General features: G+C 65.6%; 21 protein-coding genes and 1 tRNA gene. 8 read left to right on the top strand and 14 right to left on the bottom strand.

Annotated elements, in window-relative coordinates; all coding sequences use genetic code 11:
- Positions 1-586: 586 nt before the first annotated feature.
- Both FHS47_RS08460 and FHS47_RS08455 read left to right on the top strand, forming a co-directional pair.
- Positions 587-856, top strand: coding sequence for a hypothetical protein (locus FHS47_RS08460; protein WP_167025620.1), 270 nt, complete (start codon positions 587-589; stop codon positions 854-856).
- A 456-nt stretch (positions 857-1,312) separates the two neighbouring features.
- Complete coding sequence (locus FHS47_RS08455; protein ID WP_167025617.1) at positions 1,313-1,513, top strand: hypothetical protein; 201 nt, start codon at positions 1,313-1,315, stop codon at positions 1,511-1,513.
- A gap of 191 nt (positions 1,514-1,704) precedes the next feature.
- Here FHS47_RS08455 and FHS47_RS08450 read toward each other — a convergent pair whose 3' ends face one another.
- The 7 genes from FHS47_RS08450 to murJ all read right to left on the bottom strand — a co-directional run bounded on the left by FHS47_RS08450 (position 1,705) and on the right by murJ (position 10,187).
- Complete coding sequence (locus FHS47_RS08450; protein WP_167025614.1) at positions 1,705-2,676, bottom strand: site-specific integrase; 972 nt, start codon at positions 2,674-2,676, stop codon at positions 1,705-1,707.
- Positions 2,677-2,828: 152 nt separating this feature from the next.
- Positions 2,829-2,904, bottom strand: a tRNA-Thr gene (locus FHS47_RS08445).
- Positions 2,905-2,947: 43 nt separating this feature from the next.
- The gene (gene ispH, locus FHS47_RS08440; protein ID WP_167025611.1) at positions 2,948-3,889 is read right to left on the bottom strand and encodes a 4-hydroxy-3-methylbut-2-enyl diphosphate reductase; all 942 of its coding nucleotides are present in this window, start codon (positions 3,887-3,889) and stop codon (positions 2,948-2,950) included.
- A 208-nt stretch (positions 3,890-4,097) separates the two neighbouring features.
- Positions 4,098-4,598, bottom strand: coding sequence for a signal peptidase II (gene lspA, locus FHS47_RS08435; RefSeq protein WP_167025609.1), 501 nt, complete (start codon positions 4,596-4,598; stop codon positions 4,098-4,100).
- Positions 4,599-4,665: 67 nt separating this feature from the next.
- Positions 4,666-7,524: an isoleucine--tRNA ligase gene (ileS, locus tag FHS47_RS08430; RefSeq protein ID WP_167025606.1), complete on the bottom strand. Its 2,859-nt coding sequence runs from the start codon at positions 7,522-7,524 to the stop codon at positions 4,666-4,668.
- 19 nt (positions 7,525-7,543) lie between these two features.
- Positions 7,544-8,503: a bifunctional riboflavin kinase/FAD synthetase gene (locus tag FHS47_RS08425; protein WP_167025603.1), complete on the bottom strand. Its 960-nt coding sequence runs from the start codon at positions 8,501-8,503 to the stop codon at positions 7,544-7,546.
- Between the two features lie 76 nt (positions 8,504-8,579).
- A complete protein-coding gene (murJ, locus tag FHS47_RS08420; protein WP_167025600.1) occupies positions 8,580-10,187 on the bottom strand; it encodes a murein biosynthesis integral membrane protein MurJ in 1,608 nt (535 codons plus the stop codon).
- A gap of 311 nt (positions 10,188-10,498) precedes the next feature.
- Here murJ and rpsT point away from each other — a divergent pair, with 311 nt between their 5' ends.
- Complete coding sequence (gene rpsT, locus FHS47_RS08415; RefSeq protein ID WP_072321609.1) at positions 10,499-10,762, top strand: 30S ribosomal protein S20; 264 nt, start codon at positions 10,499-10,501, stop codon at positions 10,760-10,762.
- 301 nt (positions 10,763-11,063) lie between these two features.
- Here rpsT and cgtA read toward each other — a convergent pair whose 3' ends face one another.
- The 4 genes from cgtA to FHS47_RS08395 all read right to left on the bottom strand — a co-directional run bounded on the left by cgtA (position 11,064) and on the right by FHS47_RS08395 (position 13,684).
- A complete protein-coding gene (gene cgtA, locus FHS47_RS08410; RefSeq protein WP_167025597.1) occupies positions 11,064-12,131 on the bottom strand; it encodes an Obg family GTPase CgtA in 1,068 nt (355 codons plus the stop codon).
- Positions 12,132-12,297: 166 nt separating this feature from the next.
- The gene (gene rpmA, locus FHS47_RS08405; RefSeq protein WP_072321611.1) at positions 12,298-12,555 is read right to left on the bottom strand and encodes a 50S ribosomal protein L27; all 258 of its coding nucleotides are present in this window, start codon (positions 12,553-12,555) and stop codon (positions 12,298-12,300) included.
- Between the two features lie 20 nt (positions 12,556-12,575).
- A complete protein-coding gene (rplU, locus tag FHS47_RS08400) occupies positions 12,576-12,890 on the bottom strand; it encodes a 50S ribosomal protein L21 (protein ID WP_167025594.1) in 315 nt (104 codons plus the stop codon).
- Positions 12,891-13,174: 284 nt separating this feature from the next.
- Positions 13,175-13,684, bottom strand: a complete 510-nt coding sequence (locus tag FHS47_RS08395; protein WP_167025591.1) for a DUF2059 domain-containing protein — start codon at positions 13,682-13,684, stop codon at positions 13,175-13,177.
- Positions 13,685-13,884: 200 nt separating this feature from the next.
- On the opposite strand from FHS47_RS08395, the gene uvrA reads away from it, so the two are divergent.
- The 4 genes from uvrA to FHS47_RS08375 all read left to right on the top strand — a co-directional run bounded on the left by uvrA (position 13,885) and on the right by FHS47_RS08375 (position 19,698).
- Positions 13,885-16,821 carry an excinuclease ABC subunit UvrA gene (uvrA, locus tag FHS47_RS08390; protein WP_167025588.1) on the top strand — a complete coding sequence of 979 codons (2,937 nt, stop codon included), beginning with the start codon at positions 13,885-13,887 and terminating at the stop codon, positions 16,819-16,821.
- Positions 16,818-17,258 (top strand): thioesterase family protein, encoded by a 441-nt coding sequence (locus tag FHS47_RS08385; RefSeq protein ID WP_167025585.1) that lies wholly within the window; start codon positions 16,818-16,820, stop codon positions 17,256-17,258. The genes uvrA and FHS47_RS08385 overlap by 4 nt, the downstream gene beginning before the upstream one ends.
- 187 nt (positions 17,259-17,445) lie before the next feature.
- A complete protein-coding gene (locus FHS47_RS08380; RefSeq protein ID WP_167025582.1) occupies positions 17,446-18,906 on the top strand; it encodes a DUF4139 domain-containing protein in 1,461 nt (486 codons plus the stop codon).
- Between the two features lie 36 nt (positions 18,907-18,942).
- Positions 18,943-19,698, top strand: coding sequence for an enoyl-CoA hydratase/isomerase family protein (locus FHS47_RS08375; RefSeq protein ID WP_167025579.1), 756 nt, complete (start codon positions 18,943-18,945; stop codon positions 19,696-19,698).
- Positions 19,699-19,708: 10 nt separating this feature from the next.
- Here the strand turns inward: FHS47_RS08375 and FHS47_RS08370 are convergent, their stop codons facing one another.
- The 3 genes from FHS47_RS08370 to FHS47_RS08360 form a co-directional block, all read right to left on the bottom strand.
- Entirely contained in the window at positions 19,709-20,635 is a 927-nt protein-coding gene (locus FHS47_RS08370; protein ID WP_167025577.1) for a Nudix family hydrolase, read from the bottom strand.
- Positions 20,635-21,180: a dihydrofolate reductase gene (locus tag FHS47_RS08365; protein WP_167025573.1), complete on the bottom strand. Its 546-nt coding sequence runs from the start codon at positions 21,178-21,180 to the stop codon at positions 20,635-20,637. Before FHS47_RS08365 ends, FHS47_RS08370 begins: the two co-directional genes overlap by 1 nt.
- A 131-nt stretch (positions 21,181-21,311) precedes the next feature.
- On the bottom strand, positions 21,312-21,809 hold the full coding sequence (locus FHS47_RS08360) for a cupin domain-containing protein (RefSeq protein ID WP_167025571.1): 498 nt from the start codon (positions 21,807-21,809) through the stop codon (positions 21,312-21,314).
- Positions 21,810-21,946: 137 nt separating this feature from the next.
- On the opposite strand from FHS47_RS08360, the gene FHS47_RS08355 reads away from it, so the two are divergent.
- Positions 21,947-23,365, top strand: a complete 1,419-nt coding sequence (locus FHS47_RS08355) for an epoxide hydrolase family protein (protein ID WP_208381865.1) — start codon at positions 21,947-21,949, stop codon at positions 23,363-23,365.
- Positions 23,366-23,380 lie beyond the last annotated feature (15 nt).

Genomic DNA, 23,380 nt, shown 5'->3' with positions numbered 1-23,380 from the left:
CGAAACCGAAGACACCCGTGATGCGGGTAGCGAGGTGCAGTAGTGAAGATTGAAGACGAGCGAAAGGCTGCTAATCACGCGGCTAATAGGTTGCAAGTCCACCGCATAGAGAGGTCTGGCTTCATTGACGGCTGGCTAGCGCACGCGAAGTCTGTAAGTGGCGATTGTGGGTGGAGAACGATTGATAGTGCGCCTAACGGAGCTACGGTTCTCGTTGGATGGCATGAGGACGGCGAGTTTCACCAGATGCTCGATGCCAAAGAGGAAGGATTCTGGATCGAGCATGGAAATGCATATGAGCACTTTTGCACCGTTGCACCTCCTGGTAGCAGAGGCCCAACTCAGGAAGCACCATATACACACTGGCAGCCCCTACCCAAACCGCCGAAGGAGGATGGGGAATGAGCGAGATTCTAAACTGCCCCTTTTGCGGACACGAGGCAGAGTTCATACAGGACACATGCGAGGCATATGTTGAGTGCACCAACGGCGATTGCGGGGCATGTTCTGGCAACTTCGGCTATCACAGCGGAGACCAGAAGGCTCAAGCTATAGCCGCCTGGAACACCCGCACCGGAGACGCGAAATGAGCATGACGGTTGAGCAGGCTTTTGATCGACTCAGATACTTCATATCGCCGGATAACCTGTCGGATGCACTTGAGGCCATCTCTGTCCTACGCTCCCACATCGAGCGCGAGGTGGATGAGGCGATGGTGGAGAGGGCCGCGAAGAAGCACATGGAGGTGCGCGGGATGGGAATGTTGAGTCCATGGGAAACCTGCACGGAAGAAACTCGCGCTGAATATCGGAAAGCAATGAAAGCCGCCCTCATCGCGGCGATGGAGGGTAAATGAAACAGGAGCGCTACAACGATCTCATGTGGAGGGGCATAGGCGAACTGACGCAAGACGAGATAGCTGAGGGCTGGCACTGGTGCCGTGATTGGGATGGACTGCTTGTCGGGCCGGGGATGTTTGAGACGTGCGCCTGCCAATGCGAAGGAGTGAGAAAATGACCACTGAGGCGATGCTGAGAGACATTCAGTCGTGCATTACACGCCTAGAGCGCCTTGGCGAACCCTACAGAAGCGGCTGGAGCGACTTCTACAACCGTTGTGCCGAACTTATCCGCACCCATGGCCCCGCGCTCGTTGAGGCTGTGCGGGATGCTGAGAGGTACAAACACATACGTGACGCCACCGGCACGGAGGGCTTCTGGATCGCCCATGGAAAGTTTGGCAAGGGGTGCTCACGTTGGACCGGCGAGGCGGCAGATCATGCCATCGACCAAGCGCGAGCGGAGGGTGGGGAGTGAAGCTGAAGACTGAGGTCATCGGCAATGTTGTTTTATCTGAATCTCCGGGCGGGATGGCTCACGACGCCGCAGCGGCCCATGCGCTAGTACAGGCGATGACCACACTACCTGAGCATCTTTCAGGAACGAACGCTACTCACTGGATTGACTGGGCGGCACGACGACTGCTGTCCGAATGGGGATACGGGGAGGGATGATATGAAAGCAGCGAATGACGAAGGCATGTGGAATGCGGACGATGTGCGCAACTACATGGGAGGAATATCCCGCAGGCACTTCCTTGAGCGGATCGCCTGTAAGCCGGACTTCCCGGCACCCTTTGAGTTGAGCCGGAAGGTCCGCTTATGGTGGCCCAACGAGATTAGGGACTGGATGAAGCGCAACCGGGCTAAGCGAGCCGCTTAGCCATGTCCTCGGCCGACTCGTTGTAGTAGATCATGAGGCTTTTAAGGTCGCGGTGGCCGATGGCTCTGGCAAGCTGCAACACGTCCAGTTTCTTGGAGAGCGCCCAAATAGCTTCGGCCCGGGAATCGTGAAAGTGAAGGTCATCGACGGCCGCCTTCTTCATCACCTTACGCCATAGAGCGTCGCGCTCACGGTCGCCTAGAGCGAAGATAGGGTCCTGATCCGTTGGAAACGCCTTCAGGATGGTTACGGCGGTTGTAGAGAGCGGTACATCACGCTCATCGCCGTTCTTGGTCTTGGGGAGGTGAGCCACGCGCTTCTTGAGGTCTACGTACTTCCACCGCAGGCTCAGTATCTCCCCTGCCCTCATGGCCGTTTCCAGGGCGAGCAGGAAGGCCATCACGGTGCGCTGGGTAGCGGTATGGACGGCGTAGCCCTTGTCGAGCCCACCGGCCAGCCGGATGCGCTTGATTTCGTCTTCGGTGATACGCCTACGGCGACCCTTGGGTGGTTTGGGCAGCTTCAGCCCTTCTAGTGGGCTCGTGTGCATCCATTGCCATTCACCTGCACACAGTTTGAAGACCCCGCGGAGCAAATTGATGTCGCGCAGGACCGTCGCAGGCTTGACCTGCTTAAGCCGATCATCTCGCCAGCTGGCTAAGTCGGATCGGTCTAGGTCTTTCAGGAGGATCTTCGCCATGTCTAGCCTCTCCATGGCTTTACACCGGGTTACCTCCCATGTCTCTCCTGCCCTTCCTGGGGCGACCTCTTTGGCATATCGCTTAAGCGCATCCCCTAGGGTCCGGTTGGGCATCTTGCCCACCTTACCCGCCGCCTCCTTATCCATGGCCCATGCAGCCGCCTGCTGCTTGGTCGGAAAGACCTCAGTCTGTCGCACCCCGCGAATGGACACCTGCGCCCGCCATTTCTTCCCGAGCCTGTATATGCTCGCCATCGCTCATCCCCATGCACATGCGTGTGCAGGGATTGTGCAACACGATGAGGCCAGAGCGGAAATACGGTGGGGAACGGTGAAACAGAAAGCCCCTAAAATCCGTTCTACAGCGGACGTTTAGGGGCTTCTGTGAGGTACTGTGTACCGAGTCATGGTGCCGGAAATAGGAATCGAACCTACGACCTCATCATTACGAATGACGCGCTCTACCAACTGAGCTATTCCGGCGAGAAGCGGAATTCTAGGGGAACCCCGGGGCGGCGTGCAAGCCTCAGCCGGCCATGCGCAGTTCCTTCGGCAGCGCGAAGGTGATGTTCTCGGCCTCGCCGTCCAGCTCGCGGACGGTGCCGGAGCCCCAGGATTGCAGGCGGGCGATGACCTCCTGCACCAGCTTCTCGGGTGCGGAAGCGCCGGCGGTCACGCCGATGCGGGACTTGCCTTCGAGCCAGCTGCGCTCGATGTGCTCGGCGCCGTCGATGAGGTAGGAGGTGACGCCCTGCTTCTCGGCCAGTTCCTTCAGACGGTTCGAGTTGGAGCTGTTGACCGAACCGACGACGAGCACCAGGTCCACCGCATCGGCGAGGCGGCGCACGGCGTCCTGGCGGTTCTGCGTGGCGTAGCAGATGTCGTCCTTGCGCGGCCCCTCGATAGTGGCGAACTTCGTCCGCAGCGCGCCGATGATGGCGATGGTGTCGTCCACCGAGAGCGTGGTCTGGGTCACGAAGGCCAGCTTGCCGGGCTGCTTCGGCTCCAGGGCCGCGACGTCCTCCACCGATTCCACGAGGTAGATGCTGCCGCTGTTGGCGGGGTTCCACTGGCCCATGGTGCCTTCCACTTCCGGATGACCGGCGTGGCCTATCAGCACCACGTCGTGGCCGGCGCGGCCGAGGCGCGCGACTTCCATGTGCACCTTGGTCACCAGCGGGCAGGTGGCGTCGAACACGTTGAGGCCACGGCGGTCGGCCTCCTCGCGCACGGCCTTGGGCACGCCGTGCGCGCTGAAGATCACGGTGGAGCCGTCGGGCACTTCGTGCAGTTCCTCGACGAATACCGCACCGTCGGCGCGCAGGCGCTCCACGACGTAGCGGTTGTGCACCACTTCGTGGCGCACGTAGATGGGCGCGCCGTACGACTCGAGCGCCCGCTCCACGATGGCGATGGCGCGGTCGACGCCGGCGCAGAATCCGCGGGGGTTGGCGAGGATGATGTCCAAGGGGAACCTCGGGGCCGCTGGGGGCCGTGATAGCGGGCTGGGCGCCTGTGGGCGCGGAACAGGGCGATTATCGCACGACCTGCCGGCCGGGGCCTGTGGGAGCCGCTTCAGCGGCGATATGTGGTCGCGAGGGTGCCCGCTGCCGCGGGATCGCCGGCAAAGCCGGCTCCCACAACGAGCCGCGGCCATCCACTCCGCGCAGCAGCGATCAGGCGTCGGACTTGTGGCCGCCGAACATGCTGAACACCACCAGCGCCACGGCGCCCACGCTGATCGCCGAATCGGCGACGTTGAACACCGGGAAGGGATAGCTGCCCAGGAACACCTGAATGAAATCGGTGACCTTGGCCGCGTGCAGCCGGTCGATCACGTTGCCCAGGGCGCCGCCCAGGATGAGCGCCAGGGGCGCGGCGGTGCGCCAGTCGGCGCGCGGGGTACGCGACAGCCACACGCCGAGCGTGGCGCTCACGCCCACGGCCAGCAGCACGAAGAACCAGCGCTGCCACCCGGCACTGTCGGCGAGGAAGCTGAAGGCCGCGCCGGTATTGAAGGTGAGTGTCCAGTTGAGGATGCCCGGGATCACCGGATGCGGCGTCTCCGCCGGCTGCAGGGCCGTGAGCGCCCACCACTTGGTCAGCTGGTCGAGGGCGATCATGGCGGCGGCGAGCCAGAGCCAGGAGAGTGCGTTCGGTTTCAGGCGTGCGGTCATTCGGAAAGCCATGGGTGACGAAAAACCCGTGCCATCAACGGCACGGGTGCTTGCGGATATCGGCCGGTCAGAAGTAGCGGCGGTCTTCGCCCTGCCCCGTCACGTTTTCCACGCAGCGGCCGCAGATCTCCGGATGCGCCGGGTCCACGCCGACGTCTGGGCGATGGTGCCAGCAACGCACGCACTTCACCGCCTCGCTCACCGCCGCGGACACGTAGACCTCCGCCCCGTCGAGCTCCACGCGCTCCGCCGTGGCCGGACGGCCGTCCAGCGGCGCGAGCGTCACGTCGGACGTGATGAAGAAGAAACGCAGTTCCGGAGCGGACTCGGCCAGGGCCGCCTGGGTGGCGGTATCGGCGTGGATGGTGAGCGTGGCGTCGAGCGACGCGCCGATCTGGCCCGCCTTGCGCATGCCCTCGAGCACGCGGGATGCCGTCTCGCGAATGGCGAGCAAGGTGCCCCACCAGCCACGCGTGTCGCCGTCCTGGCGCACGTCAAGGCCTTCGTAGAAGGTCTCGAACAGCACCGACTCGTCGCGCCGGCCCGGCATGGCCGCCCAGGCTTCCTCGGCGGTGAAGCTGACGATGGGCGCCAGCCAGCGCAGCAGCGCTTCGAGGATGCGGTACATCGCGCTCTGCGCGCTGCGCCGGCCCAGGCTGTCGGTCGGCATCGTGTAGAGGCGGTCTTTCGTGATGTCGAGGTACAACGCGCCCAGTTCGTTCGTGCAGAAGTTCTGCACGCGCTGCACGATCTCGGGGAAGTCGTAACGCTCGTACGCCGCGACGATGGCGGCCTGTACATCGGCGGCCTGCTGCACGGCCCAGCGGTCGAGGTCGAGGCAGGCGTCGGTGGCGATCAGGTGCTTGTCCGGATCGAAACCGTCCAGGTTGCCGAGCAGGAAACGCGTGGTGTTGCGGATGCGCCGGTAGGTATCCGCCACGCGCTTCAGGATCTCGTCCGAGAGCGACATCTCGTTGCGGTAATCGGTGGAGCAGATCCACAGACGCAGGATGTCCGCGCCGAGGGTCTTCATGATGTCCTGCGGCTCGATGCCGTTGCCCAGCGACTTGGACATCTTGCGGCCCTGCGCGTCCACGGTGAATCCGTGGGTCAGCACGTGGTCGTACGGCGCCCGGCCGTGGATGGCGGCCGACGTGAGCAGCGAGGACTGGAACCAGCCGCGATGCTGGTCCGAACCTTCCAGGTACATCACCTTGTATTCGCCGGCGTTGCCGGCCTGCAGCTCCGGACGCGCGCCCACCACCGCAAAGTGGCTGACGCCCGAGTCGAACCAGACGTCGAGGACGTCGGTCACCTTTTCGTAGCGGTCGGCATCGTCGCCGAGGAGTTCGCGCGGATCGAGGGTGAACCAGCAGTCGATGCCTTCGAGGGCCACCTTCCGCGCCACCTTCTCCATCAGCTCGACGCTGTCCGGATGTGGCTCGTGCGTGTCCTTGTCGATGAACAGGGTGATGGGCACGCCCCAGGTGCGCTGACGCGAGATGCACCAGTCGGGACGGCCTTCGACCATGCCGGCGATGCGCTCCTCGCCCCAGCCCGGCACCCAACGCACGGCCTTGATCGAGGTGAGCGCGGTGCGGCGCAGGTCGGCCTGCTCCATGCCGATGAACCACTGCGGCGTGGCGCGGAAGATCACCGGCGTCTTGTGCCGCCAGCAGTGCGGATAGCTGTGCGTGAGCTTCGCCGAGGCGAGCAGCACGCCGCGGTCGCGGAGCAGGTCGACGATCTGGTCGTTGGCCTTCCAGATGTGCATGCCGGCGAAGGAGACATCGCCCGCCAGCGGCAGGTCGGCGCGATAGACACCTCGGCCGTCCACGTAATTGAGCGTGCCGATACCGTAATTCTGGCCCACGGCGAAGTCTTCCGCGCCGTGATCGGGCGCGGTATGCACGGCACCGGTACCGTCCTCGTCCGACACGTGGTCGCCAAGGATGATGGGCACGTGCTTGTCATAGAACGGATGACGCAGTTGCTGGTTCTCCAGCACTGCGCCCTGCACGCGGCCGAGCACGTTCACCGCATCCACGCCGTAACGCGCCAGCGCCTTTTCCGCGAGCGCCGCGGCGATCACCAGCAGCAGCGGCTTGCCGTTGCGCGACGGGCCTTCCACGAGGACGTATTCGATCTCGCCGCCGAGCGACACGGCCTGGCTGGACGGCAGCGTCCACGGCGTGGTGGTCCAGATGGGCACGGCGATGGCCGCGTCGCCGGCGGCGATGCCGAACAGCGCCCCGAAGGACACCGGATCGACGGCGTCGTATGCCACATCCACGGCCGGCGAGGTCTTGTCGGCGTATTCGATCTCCGCCTCGGCGAGCGCCGAGCCGCAGTCGAAGCACCAGTAGACGGGCTTGGCGCCGCGCACCACGTGGCCATTCGCCACGATGCGCGCCAGCGCGCGGATCATGTCGGCCTCATAGGTGAAGTCGAGCGTGCGATACGGCTTTTCCCAATCGCCGAGCACGCCCAGGCGCTTGAAGTCGGCACGCTGGAGGTCGATCTGCGCCATGGCGTATTCGCGGCACTTCTGCCGGAATTCCGCGGCATTGAGCTTGTCGCCCGCCTTGCCGAACTTCTTCTCGATGGCGATCTCGATGGGCAGGCCGTGGCAATCCCAGCCCGGCACGTAAGGCGCGCGGTAGCCTGCCATCAGCTTCGACTTGACCACCACGTCCTTCAGCACCTTGTTGACCGCATGGCCGAGGTGGATCGCGCCGTTCGCGTAGGGCGGGCCGTCGTGCAGCACGAAAACCTTGTCGCGCCCGGCGGTGCGTTCCTGGATCTGCGCATAGCGGCCCACGCGCTCCCACGTGGCCAGCCAGCCCGGCTCGCGCTTGGGCAGGTCGCCACGCATCGGGAAATCCGTCTGCGGCAGGTTGATGGTGTTCTTGTAATCCTGGGTCATCGCTCGGAACCGTGGGCTCTTAGGGGTACTCGACAAGTATGGGGTTCATCCCAAGGGCCTGTCGGGCGGCGATCTCGTCCTGGCGCATCTGTGCGGTCAGGGCGTCGAGGCCGTCGAATTTTTCTTCATTGCGCAGCTTCCGAACGAACTCCACGCCGATGCGCTGGCCGTAAAGATCGCCGGAAAAATCGAACAGGTGCGCTTCCAGCAGCGGCTCGCGCACCTCGTTCACCGTGGGGCGGAAGCCGAGGCTCGCCACACCCGGCCAGCTGCAGGGGCCGTCGCCGATGCCGATCCGCACCGCGAAGATGCCCAGGATCGGACTGACGCGATCGCCGAGGTGCACGTTGGCCGTGGGGTAACCCAGCGTGCGGCCAAGCTGCTTGCCGCGCTCGACGTGGCCGTCGATGACGAAGGGCCGGCCCAGCAGGCGCGTGGCGCCGGCGAAATCGCCTTCGGCCAACAAGGTGCGCACCCGGGACGACGATACACGCTCGCCGTCGACGATCACGGGCGGTACCGCGTGGGCGGTGAAGCCCAGTTCGGGGCCCATCGTCTGCAGCAGCGCGAAATCGCCGCCGCGACGATGGCCGAAGCGGAAATCCTCGCCCACCCACACCTCGCGGGCGGCCATGCGCCCGACGATCACCTTGCGCACGAAGTCTTCCGCGGACATCTCGGTGAGCGCGCGGTCGAAGCGCAGCGACAGCAGTTCGTGAATGCCCGCCGCCGCCATGCCCTCGGCCTTCTCGCGCATGCCGGAAAGCCGCGGGACCGGCTCCTTCGAGAAATAGGCGCGGGGAAGCGGATCGAAGCTGATCACCGCGGGCACCAGCCCGGCCGCCTCGGCGCGGCGGCGTACCTCGGAAAGGATCGCCTGATGCCCCAGGTGCAGCCCGTCGAAAGCGCCGATGGCGACAATGCCGCCGCCGGGCGTGAGGCAAGGTCCGTCGACGTCGCGATGGAGTCGCAACGTCATGCCGGGGCGCCCTGGAGTCGATGCAGATTGAAAGCCATCGGGCCAGTATAGCGGCCCCTGTGCCCGCTGCGGACCGTCAGTGGGCGCGCAGATCGCGTAGGCGGAAGCCGAGCGCGAACAGGGTGGCGAGATAAGCGCCGCCACCGGCACACACCAGCACCGCCAGGCGCCACACCCGCTCCCATTTCTCCACGCCGCTCCAGTCCGGCCACACGTACAACCCGGCGACGAGCACCGCCACCATCACGCCACAGGCGACGGCGAGGCGAACGAGATGCTTGCCCCACCCCGGCTGGCGCGAATACACGCCCGCCTTGCCCAGCCAGCGCCAGAGCAGCAGCAGGTTGAGGTAACTCGCCAGCGCACTGGCCATGCCCAGGGCCATGTGCAGGCCCGGGATCGTGGCCAGCGCCTCCATCCACGAACCCGCCTTCTGCGCAGGGGTGGCCCAGAGGAAGAACAGCAGCGCCAGGAAGGCCACGTTGAACACCATGTTCGCCACCAGCGATGCCACGCCGGCACGCACCGGCGTCCGGGTGTCCTTGCGCGCATAGAACGCAGGCAGCACGACCTTCACCAGCGCGAACGCCGGCAGGCCGAAGCTCAGTGCCGAGATGGACAGCGATGCCATCTTCGTGTCGAAGGCGGTGAAGCGGCCGTGCTGAAAGATCGTGGCAACCAGCGGCACGGACAGGATCATCAGGGCGAACATCGCCGGCACGGCGATCAGCAACGTGGTACGCAGGCCCCAGTCGAGCGCCCGCGAGAAGCCCTCCTTGTCCGTGGCCACGTGGTGGCGCGACAGCGACGGCAGGATCACCGTGCCCAGGGCCACGCCGAACACGCCCAGGGGCAGTTCGAGGAAACGGTCGGCCTGCGACAGCCAGCTCTGCGAGCCGGCGATCAGCAGCGAGGCGATCACCGTGTCCAGCAACAGGTTGATCTGGGCCACCGACGAGCCGAACAGCGTCGGCACCATCAGCGTCATGATCCGGCGCACGTCGGGCGAACTCCAACCCCAGCGCGGCAATGCCAGGAGATCGAGGCTGCGCAACGTGGGCAGTTGGAAGGCCAGTTGCAGGGCACCGGCCAACAGGATCGCCCAGCCCATGGCCATGATCGGCGTATGCAGCCGCGGCGCGAGCCACAGGGCACCGGCGATCATGCAAAGGTTGAGGATGACGGGCGTCAGGGCGGGAAGACCGAAACGGTGGAAGCTGTTGAGCGCCCCGCCCGACAGCGCGGTAAGCGACACGAACAGAAGGAACGGGAAAGTCAGCCGCAGCAGGTCCACGGTGAGTTCGAACTTGTCGGGCGCCTCGATGGCACCCGGCGAGAACAGCGCCGTGACCTGCGGCGCGAAGATCACCCCCAGCGCCACCACCACCAGGAGCACGCCGCCGAGCGTGCCCGAGGTGAGCGACATCAGTCGTTTCAGGTCGGCATGCGGCCGGGTTTCCTTCACTTCGGTGAATACCGGCACGAAGGCGGTGGAGAACGAGCCTTCGGCGAACAGGCGGCGCATGAAGTTGGGTATGCGGAACGCCACCCAGAACGCGTCGGTCGCCGCATTGGCGCCGAAGGAGGCGTTGATCGCCATGTCGCGCACCAGCCCGAGCACGCGCGAAACCATGGTCATGCCGCTGAAGCTGAGCACGCCGCGTAGGAGACTGGGGGTTTTCATCCGGGAGAAAAAGACTGCCGCAAACCCCTAGTTTGACAGCCACGGTGGGCCGGAGGACAGTCCGCCTCCTGGCAATTCCCGGGCCGTGGCGGCCCGGGCTGCCTGGCTGTAGGAGCTGCCATGGCGGCGAGAAGCCCCTGTGGGGGCCGGCTACGCCGGCGATCCCGCGGCAGCGGGCAAGGTTCCCGCAAGCACCCATCGCCGCTGAAGCGGCTCCCACAGGGGAAGCGGCCCTAAGCTATTGACGCGACCCGCCTTTGGCCGCAAAATGGGCGTCTTTTTTAAAACCAACCGAACTCTGGAGCTTTACCTTGGCCAACATCAAGTCCGCGAAGAAGCGTGCGCGTCAGTCGGAGCAGCGCCGTCTGCGCAACGTCAGCGCGCGTTCCATGGTGCGTTCCGCACTGAAGAAGGTCGTCAAGGCGATCGACGCCAAGGATAAGGCCGGCGCCGTCAGCGCCTACGCCGTCGCCGTGCCGGTGATGGACCGTTACGCTGCCCGTGGCCTCATCCACAAGAACAAGGCCGCTCGTCACAAGAGCCGCCTGAACGCGAAGATCCGCGACCTGGCGTAAGCCTGCGCGACATCGTTGTTCACGGAAAAAGCCGGCGAAAGCCGGCTTTTTTTTGCACCTATGAAAAGCGGGCCGGCGAAAGCCGGCTTTTTTGCGCCCATGAAAAGCAGGCTGACGAAAGCCGGCTTTTTTGCGCCTATGAAAAGCAGGCTGACGAAAGCCGGCTTTTTTGCACCTATACAGGCTTTGTGTGGGAGCCGCTTCAGCGGCGATGGGCGCTCGCCGTAGCATGCCCGCTGCCGCGGGATCGCCGGCGTAGCCGGCTCCTACACAGAGCCGGTCTCCCGGTGAAGGGCGCGGCTTATTCGCCCCGCATGCGGACGTCGTCCGCCGCCTCGTTCCGTTCGCGTCGCGCCGCGCGCTCCGCGTCGAAGAATTGCTGCACTTTCAGGCAGACGTCCCAGGTACCGACCTGGCCGGCGGCGGAGACGACGAACCACGGCGCGGTCCACTCCAGGCGCGCCACGATATCGTCGACCACGCGCTTCAGCTCATCCTCGTCGTCGATCACGTCGGACTTGTTGATCACGAGCCAGCGGGGGCGGTCGACCAGTTCGGTGTCGAACTGCTGCAACTCGTGCTCGATCGCCTTCACCTGCTCCACCGGATCGGAACCGTCGATGGGACGGATGTCGACCACATGCAGCAACAGGCTGGTGCGCGACACATGGCGCAAGAACTGGATGCCCAGGCCGGCGCCTTCCGCGGCACCCTCGATGATGCCCGGGATATCGGCGATCACGAAGCTCTGGTCGGTGCCGATGCGCACCACGCCCAAGTTCGGGTGCAGCGTGGTGAACGGGTAATCGGCCACGCGCGGCGTCGCCGCCGAAACGGCGCGAATGAACGTGCTCTTGCCCGCGTTGGGGAAGCCCAGCAGGCCCACGTCTGCCAGCAGGCGCAGTTCGAGCTTGAGGTCGCGCACCTCGCCCGGCGTGCCGGGGGTGGACTTGCGCGGCGCGCGGTTCACGGAGCTCTTGAAATGGATGTTGCCGAGGCCGCCGCGACCGCCCTGCGCCACCTTCAGGCGCTGGCCGTGCGCGGTGAGGTCGCCGATCACCTCGTCGGTGTCGACGTTGGTAACCACGGTGCCCACCGGCACGCGAACCTCGATGTCCTCGCCACCCTTGCCGTACATCTGGCTGCCCATGCCGCCCTGCCCGCGCGGGGCCTTGAACGAGCGCATGTGACGGAAATCGACGAGGGTGTTGAGGCCTTCGTCGGCCACCAGCCACACGGAACCCCCGCTTCCGCCGTCGCCGCCGTCCGGGCCGCCGAAGGGAATGAACTTCTCGCGCCGGAAGCTCACGCAGCCGTTGCCGCCGTCACCGGCCGAGACCCTGATTTGCGCTTCGTCGACGAATTTCATGGGGAGTGAACCGTTAAGAGTGAACAGTGAACAGTGAAAAGCGAACCGAGGAATGCCGCAACCTACCGGCGCTAGCTCTTACTGTTCACGATTCACTGTTCGCGCATTACGCAAAAACGAAAAGCCCCGCCTATGGCGGGGCCTTCGCTATCGCGTCGCGGGAGGCTTACGCCTGGACGACGTCGACGAACTTGCGGCCCTTGTCGCCGCGGGTCTTGAACGACACGGTGCCGTCGACCAGCGCGAACAGGGTGTGGTCGCGGCCGAGGCCGACGCCCACGCCGGCGTGGAACTTGGTGCCACGCTGGCGAACGATGATGTTACCGGCTTCGACAGCCTGGCCACCGTAGATCTTCACGCCGAGGTACTTCGGGTTCGAATCGCGGCCGTTACGGCTGGAACCTACGCCTTTTTTATGTGCCATGACTTATATCCTCCGGCGACTCAGGCGTTGATGCCCGTGATCTCGATTTCGGTGTAATGCTGACGATGTCCCTGCGTGCGCTTGTAGTGCTTGCGACGACGGAACTTGACGATGCGGATCTTATCGGCGCGGCCGTGGGCGCGAACCTTCGCGCTGACGGTGGCACCGGCGACCAGCGGGGCGCCAACGGTGATCGACTCACCTTCGCCGACGAGGAGAACCTGGTCGAACTGGATGGTGGAATCGACTTCGGCGTTCAGCAGCTCGACGCGCAGGACTTCGCCTGCCATCACGCGATACTGCTTGCCACCGGTCTTGATGACTGCGTAGCTCATGGGAGTTTCCTGTTGCTGTTTATGTAGTTCTTTTTGGGGTGTTGCGGGTACTGCGAATCGAGAATTATAGCGGGACGCAAAAGGCAAGGTCAATCAGGTGGTTAAGAGCGGCGCCCTGATTCTCCCCGTAGCCCGGGCGCCCGTATATCCATTAGCAATCAATCACTTATGACGATGGCCCGGGCGAGACACTGTGGGAGCCGCTTCAGCGGCGAAGGGGGCTCGCGGCAAGCTTGCCCGCCGCCGCGGGATCGCCGACACAGTCGGCTCCCACAGTGGGTGGCCTACTTCTTCGGCGCCGCTGCCGGCGCCGGCTTGGCGGCCGCGCCCGTGGCGGGGCACTGGCCCTGCGGGTTCAGGGTGCCCTGGCTCTGCAACTGGGCGATCATCTGCTTGCCCCGCTCCTGGCCCCACTGCTTGCCGATCTGCATGCCCTCGGCCATCGTCGCGGGCATCTGTGTGATCACCTTCTGGCCCAGCGGCGAGCGGTAGAACTTGAGCAGGCCGTCGATGTCCTCGGCCGTGAAATGCTTCTGGTAAACCGGCACCATGCGGCCGATCAACTGGTTGGTGGCATTGGCGTCCACGAAACCCTGCCAGTAGCTGGCCGGCACACAGGGCAGCGCGTTCTGCATCACGCCGGCCATCTGGCTGTTCATCTGGCTGAGCATCCGCCCCATGCCCACCGCGTCCATCAGCTGCCGCACCTGCTGCTCCGAGGGCACGGCTGCCAGCGCCTGGCCCGCACAACCCGCCAGCACCAGGCCGGCGGCGATCCCTGTCCACTTACGCATGCGTGTCTTCCTCTTTGGATGATTGGCTCTGATCCCTCCCCGGGATCGGGCCATGGTAGCCCCGCCGCCGGTTCATGGGCACCCTTGCCGGCCGACTGCCGGCGCCTCATAACAAATGTGATGAACCGTCAAAAGTCGACACGGCATGAAGGCCGAAAACCCTTGGTATAGTCGCCGACTTCCCCCATTTACGTCGGCACATGGACAGCATTCGCATCCGCGGCGCCCGCACGCACAATCTCAAGAATATCGACCTCGACCTGCCCCGCGATCGCCTGATCGTGATCACGGGCCTGTCCGGGTCCGGCAAATCGTCGCTGGCCTTCGACACTATCTATGCCGAAGGCCAGCGGCGCTACGTCGAGTCGCTGTCGGCTTATGCCCGGCAGTTCCTCTCGATGATGGAAAAACCGGACGTGGACACGATCGAAGGGCTCTCGCCCGCCATCTCGATCGAGCAGAAGTCCACGTCGCACAACCCCCGCTCCACCGTCGGCACGATCACCGAGGTGTACGACTACCTGCGCCTGCTCTATGCGCGCGTCGGCACCCCGCGCTGCCCGAACCACGGCATTCCGCTCGAAGCGCAGACCGTCAGCCAGATGGTGGACACCGCGCTGGCGCTGGACGCCGACAAGCGCTGGATGCTCCTGGCGCCGGTGATCCGGGAGCGCAAGGGCGAGCACGTGCAGGTGTTCGACCAGCTGCGCGCGCAGGGCTTCGTGCGTGCGCGCGTGGACGGCGAGGTATACGACCTCGACGCCGTTCCGCCGCTCACCCTGCGCCAGAAACACACCATCGAGGCGGTGATCGACCGCTTCCGTCCGCGCGAGGACATCAAGCAGCGCCTGGCCGAATCGTTCGAAACGGCGCTGCGCCTCGGCGACGGCATCGTGATCCTCGTGGACATGGACGATGCCAAGGCGCAGGAGCAACTGTTCTCCTCGCGCTATTCCTGCCCCATGTGCGACTACTCGCTGCCGGAGCTGGAACCGCGCCTGTTCTCGTTCAACTCCCCCGTGGGCGCCTGCCCCACCTGCGACGGCCTGGGCATCACCCAGGTGTTCGATCCCGCGCGCGTGGTCGGCCACCCGGAACTGAGCCTCGCCGGCGGCGCCATCCGCGGCTGGGACCGCCGCAACCCGTACTACCACCAGATGATCGTGTCGCTGGGCAAGCATTACGGATTCGATCCGGAAACGCCCTGGCGCGAATTGCCGAAGTCGGTGCAGAACGCCGTGCTCAACGGTTCGGGCCGTGAGCTGATTCCGTTCCGCTACATCACCGAACGTGGCGGCAAGGTCACCCGCGAACACAAGTTCGAGGGCATCCTGCCGAACCTGGAGCGCCGCTATCGCGAGACCGAATCGGCTGCCGTACGCGAGGAACTGTCGCGCTACATCGCGGACCATCCCTGCCCCGACTGCGAAGGACAGCGGCTGAATCCGTCGGCGCGCAATGTGTTCGTGGCCGACCGTGCGATTCCGGAGATCACCTCGCTGGCGATCGACTCGGCGCTCGGCTTCTTCGAGAAGCTGAAACTCCCGGGCTGGCGCGGCGAGATCGCGGTGAAGATCGTGAAGGAGATCCGCGAGCGCCTCACCTTCCTCAACGACGTCGGCCTCAATTACCTCACGCTCGACCGCCAGGCGGATTCGCTTTCCGGCGGCGAGGCGCAGCGCATCCGTCTGGCCAGTCAGATCGGCGCCGGCCTCGTCGGTGTGATGTACGTGCTGGACGAGCCGTCCATTGGCCTGCACCAGCGCGACAACGAGCGCCTGCTCGGCACGCTCACCCGCCTGCGCGACCTCGGCAACACGGTCATCGTGGTGGAACACGACGAGGACGCGATCCGCGCGGCCGACCACATCCTCGACATCGGCCCCGGCGCCGGCGTGCACGGCGGCCACGTGGTGGCCGAAGGCACGCTGGAACAGGTGCTCGCCTCGCCTGCCTCGGTCACGGCGAAATACCTGAGCGGGGAACGCGGCATCCAGGTGCCCGCGAAGCGCCGTCAGGCCCGCGACGACCAGTGGATCGAACTCAAGGGTGCCAGCGGCAACAACCTGAAGGATGTCGACGTCCGCATTCCGGTCGGCACATTCACCTGTGTCACCGGCGTGTCCGGTTCTGGCAAGTCCACGCTCATCAACGACACCTTCTATCGCCTCGCCGCGATGGAATTGAACGGCGCGGGCGAGCAACCGGCACCCTACGAATCCATCGAGGGACTGGAACTGTTCGACAAGGTGGTGGACATCGACCAGTCGCCCATCGGCCGCACCCCGCGTTCGAACCCGGCCACCTACACCGGCCTCTTCACACCGCTGCGCGAGCTGTACGCGCAGGTGCCGGAATCGCGTCAGCGCGGCTATACCCCCGGCCGTTTCAGCTTCAATGTGCGCGGCGGCCGCTGCGAGGCCTGCGAAGGCGACGGCATGATCAAGGTGGAGATGCACTTCCTCCCCGACGTGTACGTGCCCTGCGACGTGTGCCACGGCAAGCGCTACAACCGCGAAACGCTGGAGGTCATGTACAAGGGCCACACCATCGCCGACGTGCTCGACATGACGGTGGAAGATGCGTTCAAGCTGTTCGAGAACGTGCCGGTGATCGCGCGCAAGCTCGAAACCCTTCGCGCGGTGGGTCTCGATTACATCAAGCTCGGACAGAGCGCCACCACGCTTTCCGGTGGCGAGGCGCAGCGCGTGAAGCTGTCGAAGGAACTCTCCAAGCGCGACACCGGCAGCACGCTCTACATCCTCGACGAACCGACCACCGGCCTGCACTTCCACGACATCGAGCAACTGCTCGACGTGCTGCACCAGCTGGTGGAACACGGCAACACCGTGGTCGTGATCGAGCACAACCTCGACGTGATCAAGACGGCGGACTGGCTGATCGACCTCGGCCCGGAAGGTGGTGCCGGCGGCGGCCGTATCCTGGTCAGCGGCACACCCGAAACCGTGGCCGCCACGAAGGCGTCGCACACCGGACGATTCCTGTTGCCCCACCTGAAACCGGCACGCCCGGCTGCAAAGGCCGCGGCCAAGACGCCGGCCAAGGTCTCAGCCAAGGCCTCCACCAAGAAGACCGCCGCGAAGCCGGCCGCTGCGAAGAAGAAAAGGACCGCATGAGCACCGAAGCCTCCCTGAACCCCGCGCCCGTTCCGCTGTTCATCACGCCGATGGACGTGCGCTGGCAGGACCTGGACGCGTACAACCATGTCAACAACGCCAATTACCTGGTCTACCTGCAGGAAGCACGTCTCAAGTGGCTGAAGGATATTCCGGGTGACTGGTACAGCCCGGCCGCGGCACCGGTGATGGCCCATAGCGAACTGAATTACCGCCTGCCGATCGAGTGGCCTGCGGATATCCAGATCGAGCTCTTCGTCAATCGCATGGGCAACAGCTCGATGACCATCGGCCATCGCATCCTGGACAGCAACGATCCCACGCGCATCCATTGCGACGGCAGCATCACCATGGTGTGGATCGATACCCGCAGCGGACGTCCGGTGCCGCTGCCGCAGGCAGTGCGCGACGCGGTGGCGGAAGCGGAGCGGGGCTGAAAATCCGAAAGGAATCGGGGCTTCGAAAAAGGCCCTGGCTGTGTGTGGGAGCCGCTTCAGCGGCGATGGACGCTCGCCGCAACCTTGCCGCTGCTACGGAATCGCCGGCATAGCCGGCTCCCACAAAAACTTTCGCCTCGTTCATGTGCCACCAGTATGATCCGCGAGGGCCTACATGGAGAGCATCATGCTGCAACGCACCCTCGTCCTCGCGATCGCCTGCGCCGTCGCCCTACCCGCCTTCGCTGCGGACGAGCGCACCGCGCTCACGCTCTACCGCGCCGATGGCGACCAGCTGTTTTCCACGGGCGGTGACGCCGTCTCGGGCGACGGTTATGCCGTCGTGCACGAGCGGCGCGCGTTCGACCTCAAGGGCGGCACGCAGGACCTGACGATCGACGGCCTTCCCGCCGCGCTCGACAGCGAAGCGCTGTCACTGCGCTTTCCCGGCAAGGAAACCCGTGTCGTCTCGCAGCGCCTGCTGCTCGGCCAGGGCTTCGACGGCGCGGTGGCCGGTCTCGTCGGCCGCAACGTCAGCGTGATCGGCGAAAGCGGCCAGCCCATCGCCAGCGGCACGCTGGTTCGTGGCGGCGACGCCCTCGTGGTGCGCGAAGCGAACGGCCAGGCCACCCTCGTGCGCCAGTACGCCGCGCTGCGCGCAGCCGACAGCACCGACTTCGCCCGCGGCTCGACATTGCAGGTGCGCGTGACCGGCGGCAACGCCGGCAAGGCGAACGCCCAGCTCGACTACCCCACCTCCGGTCTTGGCTGGCGCGGCGCCTATGTGGCCACGATCCAGCCGGGCAATGCCTGCCGCATGACCTTCGACTCGGCGGCCAGCATCGCCAACCGCAGCGGCCGCGACTGGAAGGACGTGACACTGAAGCTCATCGCCGGCGAGGCGCGCCGCGCGAAGGCGCCGCCGCGGCCGCAGGTCCAGGACCGCATGTTCGCGTTCAAGGCTGCCGCTGCACCGGAAGCTGCGCCCTCCCAGGCGACTCTCGGCGATCTTCGCACCTATACGCTCCCCGCCGCCGTAGACCTCCCGGACGGCAGCGTCACGCAAACCCCGCTGTACGACCGCCGCACGCTCGATTGCGAACGGCAGGCGCTTTACGACTCGCAGGCGGGCGGCTGGTTCCCGCCGCGCCCGAACGTCGAGAAAGAAACCGTGCCTCCCGCCAACGGCGTCCCAGTGGTCTCGAACCTGCGCTTCAAGGCGTTCGACAGTTTGCCCGCGGGATACGTGCGCGTGCTCACCACAGACCGCGACGGCAACGCCGAATTGCTGGGCGAAGGGCGCATCGACGATACGCCGAAGAACCAGGACAGCACGGTGTCCCTGGGCAATGCGTTCGACCTCACCGCCGCGCGCGAGCAGACCACGTTCACCGTGGACCAGGCTGCGCACCGCATGGACGAGGGCTTCCGCATCGTCCTGTCCAATGCCGGCGATACGCCGCGCACCGTCACCGTGCACGAGCATCCGAACCGCTGGCGCGCCTGGAAACTCACGTCGTCGTCGGTGAAGCCCACCAAGTTTTCGCCCGAACTGCTGGAGTTCAAGGTGGACGTGCCGGCGAACGGCAGCGCCACGCTGGATTACGCGGTGCAGTACACCTGGGTGGACGCCGACCTCACGCGGTAGACCATAATCGGACGAACCCACCCAAGGACCAAGATCATGCTCGACATCCTTCCTCACGACGGCGGCATCCACGAGATCCGCATGGCGCGGGCACCCGTGAACGCGTTCGACCTTGGGCTGGTGCAGGCACTGCGCGAGGCCATCGTCGACGCGCCGTCCAACGGTGCCCGCGGCATCGTGCTTTCCGGCGCCCAGGGTATGTTTTCCGCGGGCGTGGACGTCCCGGCGCTGATCCAGCGCGATCGCGCCGGCGTGAAGGAGTTCTGGGACGCGTTCTTCGCCCTCTGCGGTGCCATCGCCACGTCGAGCGTGCCCACGGTCGCCGCCGTCACCGGGCACAGCCCCGCGGGCGGCGCCGTGGTTTCGCTGTTCTGCGATTACCGGGTGATGGCGCACGGCGTCTACAAGATCGGACTCAACGAAGTGCAGGTGGGCCTGTCGGTGCCGGAGCCCATCCAGTTCGCCATGCGCCGCATCGTGGGCGCCTACCGCGCCGAGCGCCTGCTCGTGGCAGGTGCGATGGTCGACGCGGAGCAAGCGCATGCCATCGGGCTGGTCGACGAGCTTGCCGCCGTGGAACAGGTGGTGACGCGCTCCGTGCAGTGGCTCGACGACCTGCTGAAGCTGCCGACGAAGGCCATGCTGCGCACGCGCGCCATCGCCCGTGCCGATCTGACCGCCGTCTGGGGCGACACCACCGACCTGCTCGATCCGGGCTTCATCGACGACTTCTTCGGCGACGAAACACAAACGGTGATGAAAGCGCTCGTCGCCCGGCTGAAATCGAAGTAACCCCGTACTCCTACAGGAAGGCGGTGATGCCTGCGACGCCTTGGGCGGCATGCAGCCGCGCTTCCGGCAAGTCCTTCCGGCCGACGCCGCCCAGCGCGTAGACAGGCAGCGAGGCGGCTTCCGCCAGCCGGCCGAAGCGCGGCCAGCCAAGCGGTTCCACGCCAGGGTGGCTCGTCGTCGCGAGCACGGGCGACAGCGTGGCGAAGTCGCAGCCGAGGCGCGAGGCCAGTTCAAGTTCCGCGGCGTCGTGGCACGACGCGCCAACGGGAACGGACAGCGGCAGCGGCCGCTCCGCCCACTCACGCCATTGCCCGGAGGCCAGGTGCACGCCGATACCGAGTGCCTGCGCCCCGGCCACGTCGCGATTCAACAACAGCTGCGCGCCATGCCGCCGCACGTCCGGCAGGACCGCCTCGGCCACGCCGCGCACCGTCTCGAAAGACTGCGCCGTGAGGCGCAATTGCAGGAGGCGCTCGCCCCGCTCCAGCGCCGCATGCACCCAGGCGGCCGCCTCGTCCGGCGAGGCCTGCGCAGGGCTGACCGCGTAATGCCGCGGCAACCGCAGCGCGGCGAGGATCGGCCGGTCGGCCGGTGCCAGCAGGGCCGCATCGACGGAGACCGGTTCACGCCAGGCAATGGCCGCCGCATCGAGCGCCTGCGGCTCGCCCTTCCAGCCGCGCACGAGCACAGCCTCGAGCAGCATGTCGCGGTCGCCGTAGCGCCACGGCACCCGGATCAGCGCTTCGAATGCAGCCCGATCGACCGCAATGCCGAGCTCCTCATCCAGTTCGCGCACAAGCGCCGCCCCTGCGCTTTCGCCGGGCTCAAGCTTCCCGCCGGGAAACTCCCACATGCCCGCCAAGTGCTTGCCCGGCGGGCGTTGCGCGATGAGGATGCGCCCGCTGGCGTCGACGAGGACGCCGGCGACCACGTGCATCAAGGTGTCCGATGCGAATCGCCGGCCAGGCTCGGGTGGGGGTGTTCCCGCTCCACAGCGTGGTTCCGTACGTATTCGACCATGTCGAATGCGTAGGGATGCTCGCTGTCCGCCTTGTGGCGCACGCGGGACACTTCGGTCCAGTCCTTGAAGTCGATGCCGGGGAAGAACACGTCGGCGCCGTCGACGGCCGCATACACCCATGTCAGGTACAGCGTGCTGGCAAGCGGCAGGGCTTCGCGGAACACCTCGCCTCCACCGATCACCATCAGGCCCGTATGTCCGCAACTGGCCTGCGCCTCCTGGATGGAGCGCACGGTAACCTGGCCGGGGTACGGCGCCTCGCCCTTTCGCGTGAGCACGTAGTTGTCGCGGTCCGGAAGGGGCTTGCCGATGGACTCGGCGGTCTTGCGGCCCATCAGCACCGCCCTGTCCTTGGTGAGCTTCTTGAAGTAACGCAGGTCGTCGGGAAGATGCCAGGGCAAGCCGCCCTTTTTGCCGATGGCAAAGTTTTCGTCGAGCGCGGCAACCAGGTGAACAGCCATGGAACTTCCTTCGCGTTGAGTTGGCACAATCGGGGCCCCGGGGCCCGCGGTGGAGATAGTAGTCCTCTGCGTGCAGGGACGAAACCGAGCGGGGGCCGCCCGGATCGCGATTCCCTGCGGTTTGGCGAGGGTCAGCCGCGGGGCCAGAGCCGGGTAAGCGGCGGCTCCGAGCCGGTCACCGGGTCGGTGTCGGGAAAAGGCAGGCTGGCGATACGCTCCAGCATGGCCGTGTCCGGCGCGTCGCGGCAGATGTCCCATTCCTGTCCGTCGGGATAGGCGCCCACCATCTGGAAGTCGTCGGAGGCCGCCAGGCTGCGATGCCCCGTTCCGGCCGGCAGCAGCACCACATCGCCCCGACTTACCGTTATTTCCTGCCCGCCGGGACCGCCGAGCACGAGGGTGGCGGAGCCCCTGCTGCACCCGAGCACCTCGTGTGCGGACGAATGGTAGTGGTGGTAGTCGTACACCCCATCGCGCCAACGCGGCACCCAACCGTTGCCGGCGAACAACGTCTCGAACGCCGATGCCACGTCGCCTTGCGATCGCACGTCGCGATACAGCAGCACCGGCAGACGCGGATGGTTCGGTACCCAGTCGTGTGGCGAAAAATACAGGCTCTCCGGTGTCATGCATCGGTCTCCCACGGTGTCGGGTCGATGATGCCCGCGGCAACGTCGAAGGGGAGTCATCGGCGGGATCGTATCTTCCAAGACGTCGAAAGGTTTTGCGGGTTTGATTCGCGCAGGGACGAAAAACGAAACCGTGTGTGCAGGATTTCATTCCTACCGAGGGCGACGCCATGCCGTCAGACTTCGCGCCAGCGAATCGCTGGCCTTTCGCTGCAACCACCGCACTGGCCGCTGCCGTCGCGGTCATGCTCCCCCTGCCGGTTCATGCCGCGGCGCCTCCCGCACCAGCCAGTTCACCATCCGTCGGTGCAGGTGAGCCACGCGCCTCCGCGCCGTTACCGGCGGCCGCCGCACCGGCCTCCGCGCCGAGCGACGACACCTCGATACGGCCATTCCCGAAGGTTCACGTCTCCGACGATGCCATCGCCGACCTTAGGCGGCGCATCGCCGCGACGCGATGGCCTTCGAAGGAAACGGTGGACGACACGTCGCAAGGCGTGCAGCTGTCCACGATGCGCAAGCTGGCGGAGTACTGGCAGTCGAGCTACGACTGGCGCAAGGTCGAGGCGCGCCTCAACGCCTTGCCGCAGTTCGTGACAACCATCGACGGCGTGGACATTCATTTCATCCACGTGCGCTCGAAGAACAGGAACGCGCTTCCGCTCATCATCACCCACGGTTGGCCCGGCTCGATCGTGGAACAGCTGAAGGTCATCGAGCCCTTGAGCGATCCCACCGCGCACGGAGGTTCGGCCGCCGACGCGTTCGACGTGGTGATTCCCTCGCTGCCCGGCTACGGGTATTCGGGCAAGCCGACCACCACGGGGTGGGACCCCGTGCACATCGCGCGGGCATGGATCGTGTTGATGAAGCGGCTCGGCTACAAACACTTCGTCGCACAGGGCGGCGACTGGGGCGACGCCGTATCGGAACAGATGGCGGTAATCGCTCCGCCCGAACTGCTGGCGATCCACACGAACATGCCGGCCACCGTACCCGACGACATCGCAAAGGCGCTATCGGCTGGCCAACCGGCGCCGGCAGGCCTTTCCCCCGACGAACGAAACGCCTACGAGCAGCTCGACTTCTTCTACAAGCACGGGCTGGGCTACGCCCAGGAGATGACCAACAAGCCACAGACGCTCTACGCGCTGGAGGATTCGCCGATCGGGCTCGCGGCCTGGATGCTGGACCACGACATCCGCAGCTACGAACTCATCGCCCGCGTGTTCGACGGAAAGAAGGAAGGGCTCTCGCGCGACGACGTGCTCGACAACGTGACGCTGTACTGGTTCACGAACACGGCGGTGTCCTCCGCGCGTTTGTACTGGGAGAACAAGCTGGCCTTTTTCGAGCCGAAGCACCTGAAGATTCCGGTCGCCGTCAGCGTCTTCCCCGACGAGATCTACGCCGCGCCGAAGACCTGGGCGGAGAAGGCTTTCCCGAAGCTGATCCATTACAACCGGCTTCCGAAGGGCGGCCACTTCGCGGCCTGGGAGCAGCCCGATGCGTTCGTCGCGGAATTGCGTGCCTCGTTCAAGCAGGTCCGTCCGTAACCGCATGCCGCGGTC

This window comes from Luteibacter sp. SG786, assembly GCF_011759605.1.
In the GTDB taxonomy this organism is placed as follows: Bacteria; Pseudomonadota; Gammaproteobacteria; order Xanthomonadales; family Rhodanobacteraceae; genus Luteibacter.
This window is presented reverse-complemented; position numbering and strand designations above follow the sequence as displayed.

Coding starts and splice junctions, on each gene's coding strand:
- cgtA (WP_167025597.1), bottom strand. CDS start 12,131: ATGAAATTCGTCGACGAAGCGCAAATCAGGGTCTCGGCCGGTGACGGC.
- ileS (WP_167025606.1), bottom strand. CDS start 7,524: ATGACCCAGGATTACAAGAACACCATCAACCTGCCGCAGACGGATTTC.
- lspA (WP_167025609.1), bottom strand. CDS start 4,598: ATGACCGCACGCCTGAAACCGAACGCACTCTCCTGGCTCTGGCTCGCC.
- FHS47_RS08360 (WP_167025571.1), bottom strand. CDS start 21,809: ATGACACCGGAGAGCCTGTATTTTTCGCCACACGACTGGGTACCGAAC.
- FHS47_RS08370 (WP_167025577.1), bottom strand. CDS start 20,635: ATGCACGTGGTCGCCGGCGTCCTCGTCGACGCCAGCGGGCGCATCCTC.
- uvrA (WP_167025588.1), top strand. CDS start 13,885: ATGGACAGCATTCGCATCCGCGGCGCCCGCACGCACAATCTCAAGAAT.
- FHS47_RS08365 (WP_167025573.1), bottom strand. CDS start 21,180: ATGGCTGTTCACCTGGTTGCCGCGCTCGACGAAAACTTTGCCATCGGC.
- FHS47_RS08450 (WP_167025614.1), bottom strand. CDS start 2,676: ATGGCGAGCATATACAGGCTCGGGAAGAAATGGCGGGCGCAGGTGTCC.
- FHS47_RS08385 (WP_167025585.1), top strand. CDS start 16,818: ATGAGCACCGAAGCCTCCCTGAACCCCGCGCCCGTTCCGCTGTTCATC.
- rplU (WP_167025594.1), bottom strand. CDS start 12,890: ATGAGCTACGCAGTCATCAAGACCGGTGGCAAGCAGTATCGCGTGATG.
- rpmA (WP_072321611.1), bottom strand. CDS start 12,555: ATGGCACATAAAAAAGGCGTAGGTTCCAGCCGTAACGGCCGCGATTCG.
- FHS47_RS08460 (WP_167025620.1), top strand. CDS start 587: ATGAGCATGACGGTTGAGCAGGCTTTTGATCGACTCAGATACTTCATA.
- FHS47_RS08375 (WP_167025579.1), top strand. CDS start 18,943: ATGCTCGACATCCTTCCTCACGACGGCGGCATCCACGAGATCCGCATG.
- murJ (WP_167025600.1), bottom strand. CDS start 10,187: ATGAAAACCCCCAGTCTCCTACGCGGCGTGCTCAGCTTCAGCGGCATG.
- FHS47_RS08395 (WP_167025591.1), bottom strand. CDS start 13,684: ATGCGTAAGTGGACAGGGATCGCCGCCGGCCTGGTGCTGGCGGGTTGT.
- FHS47_RS08425 (WP_167025603.1), bottom strand. CDS start 8,503: ATGACGTTGCGACTCCATCGCGACGTCGACGGACCTTGCCTCACGCCC.
- FHS47_RS08380 (WP_167025582.1), top strand. CDS start 17,446: ATGCTGCAACGCACCCTCGTCCTCGCGATCGCCTGCGCCGTCGCCCTA.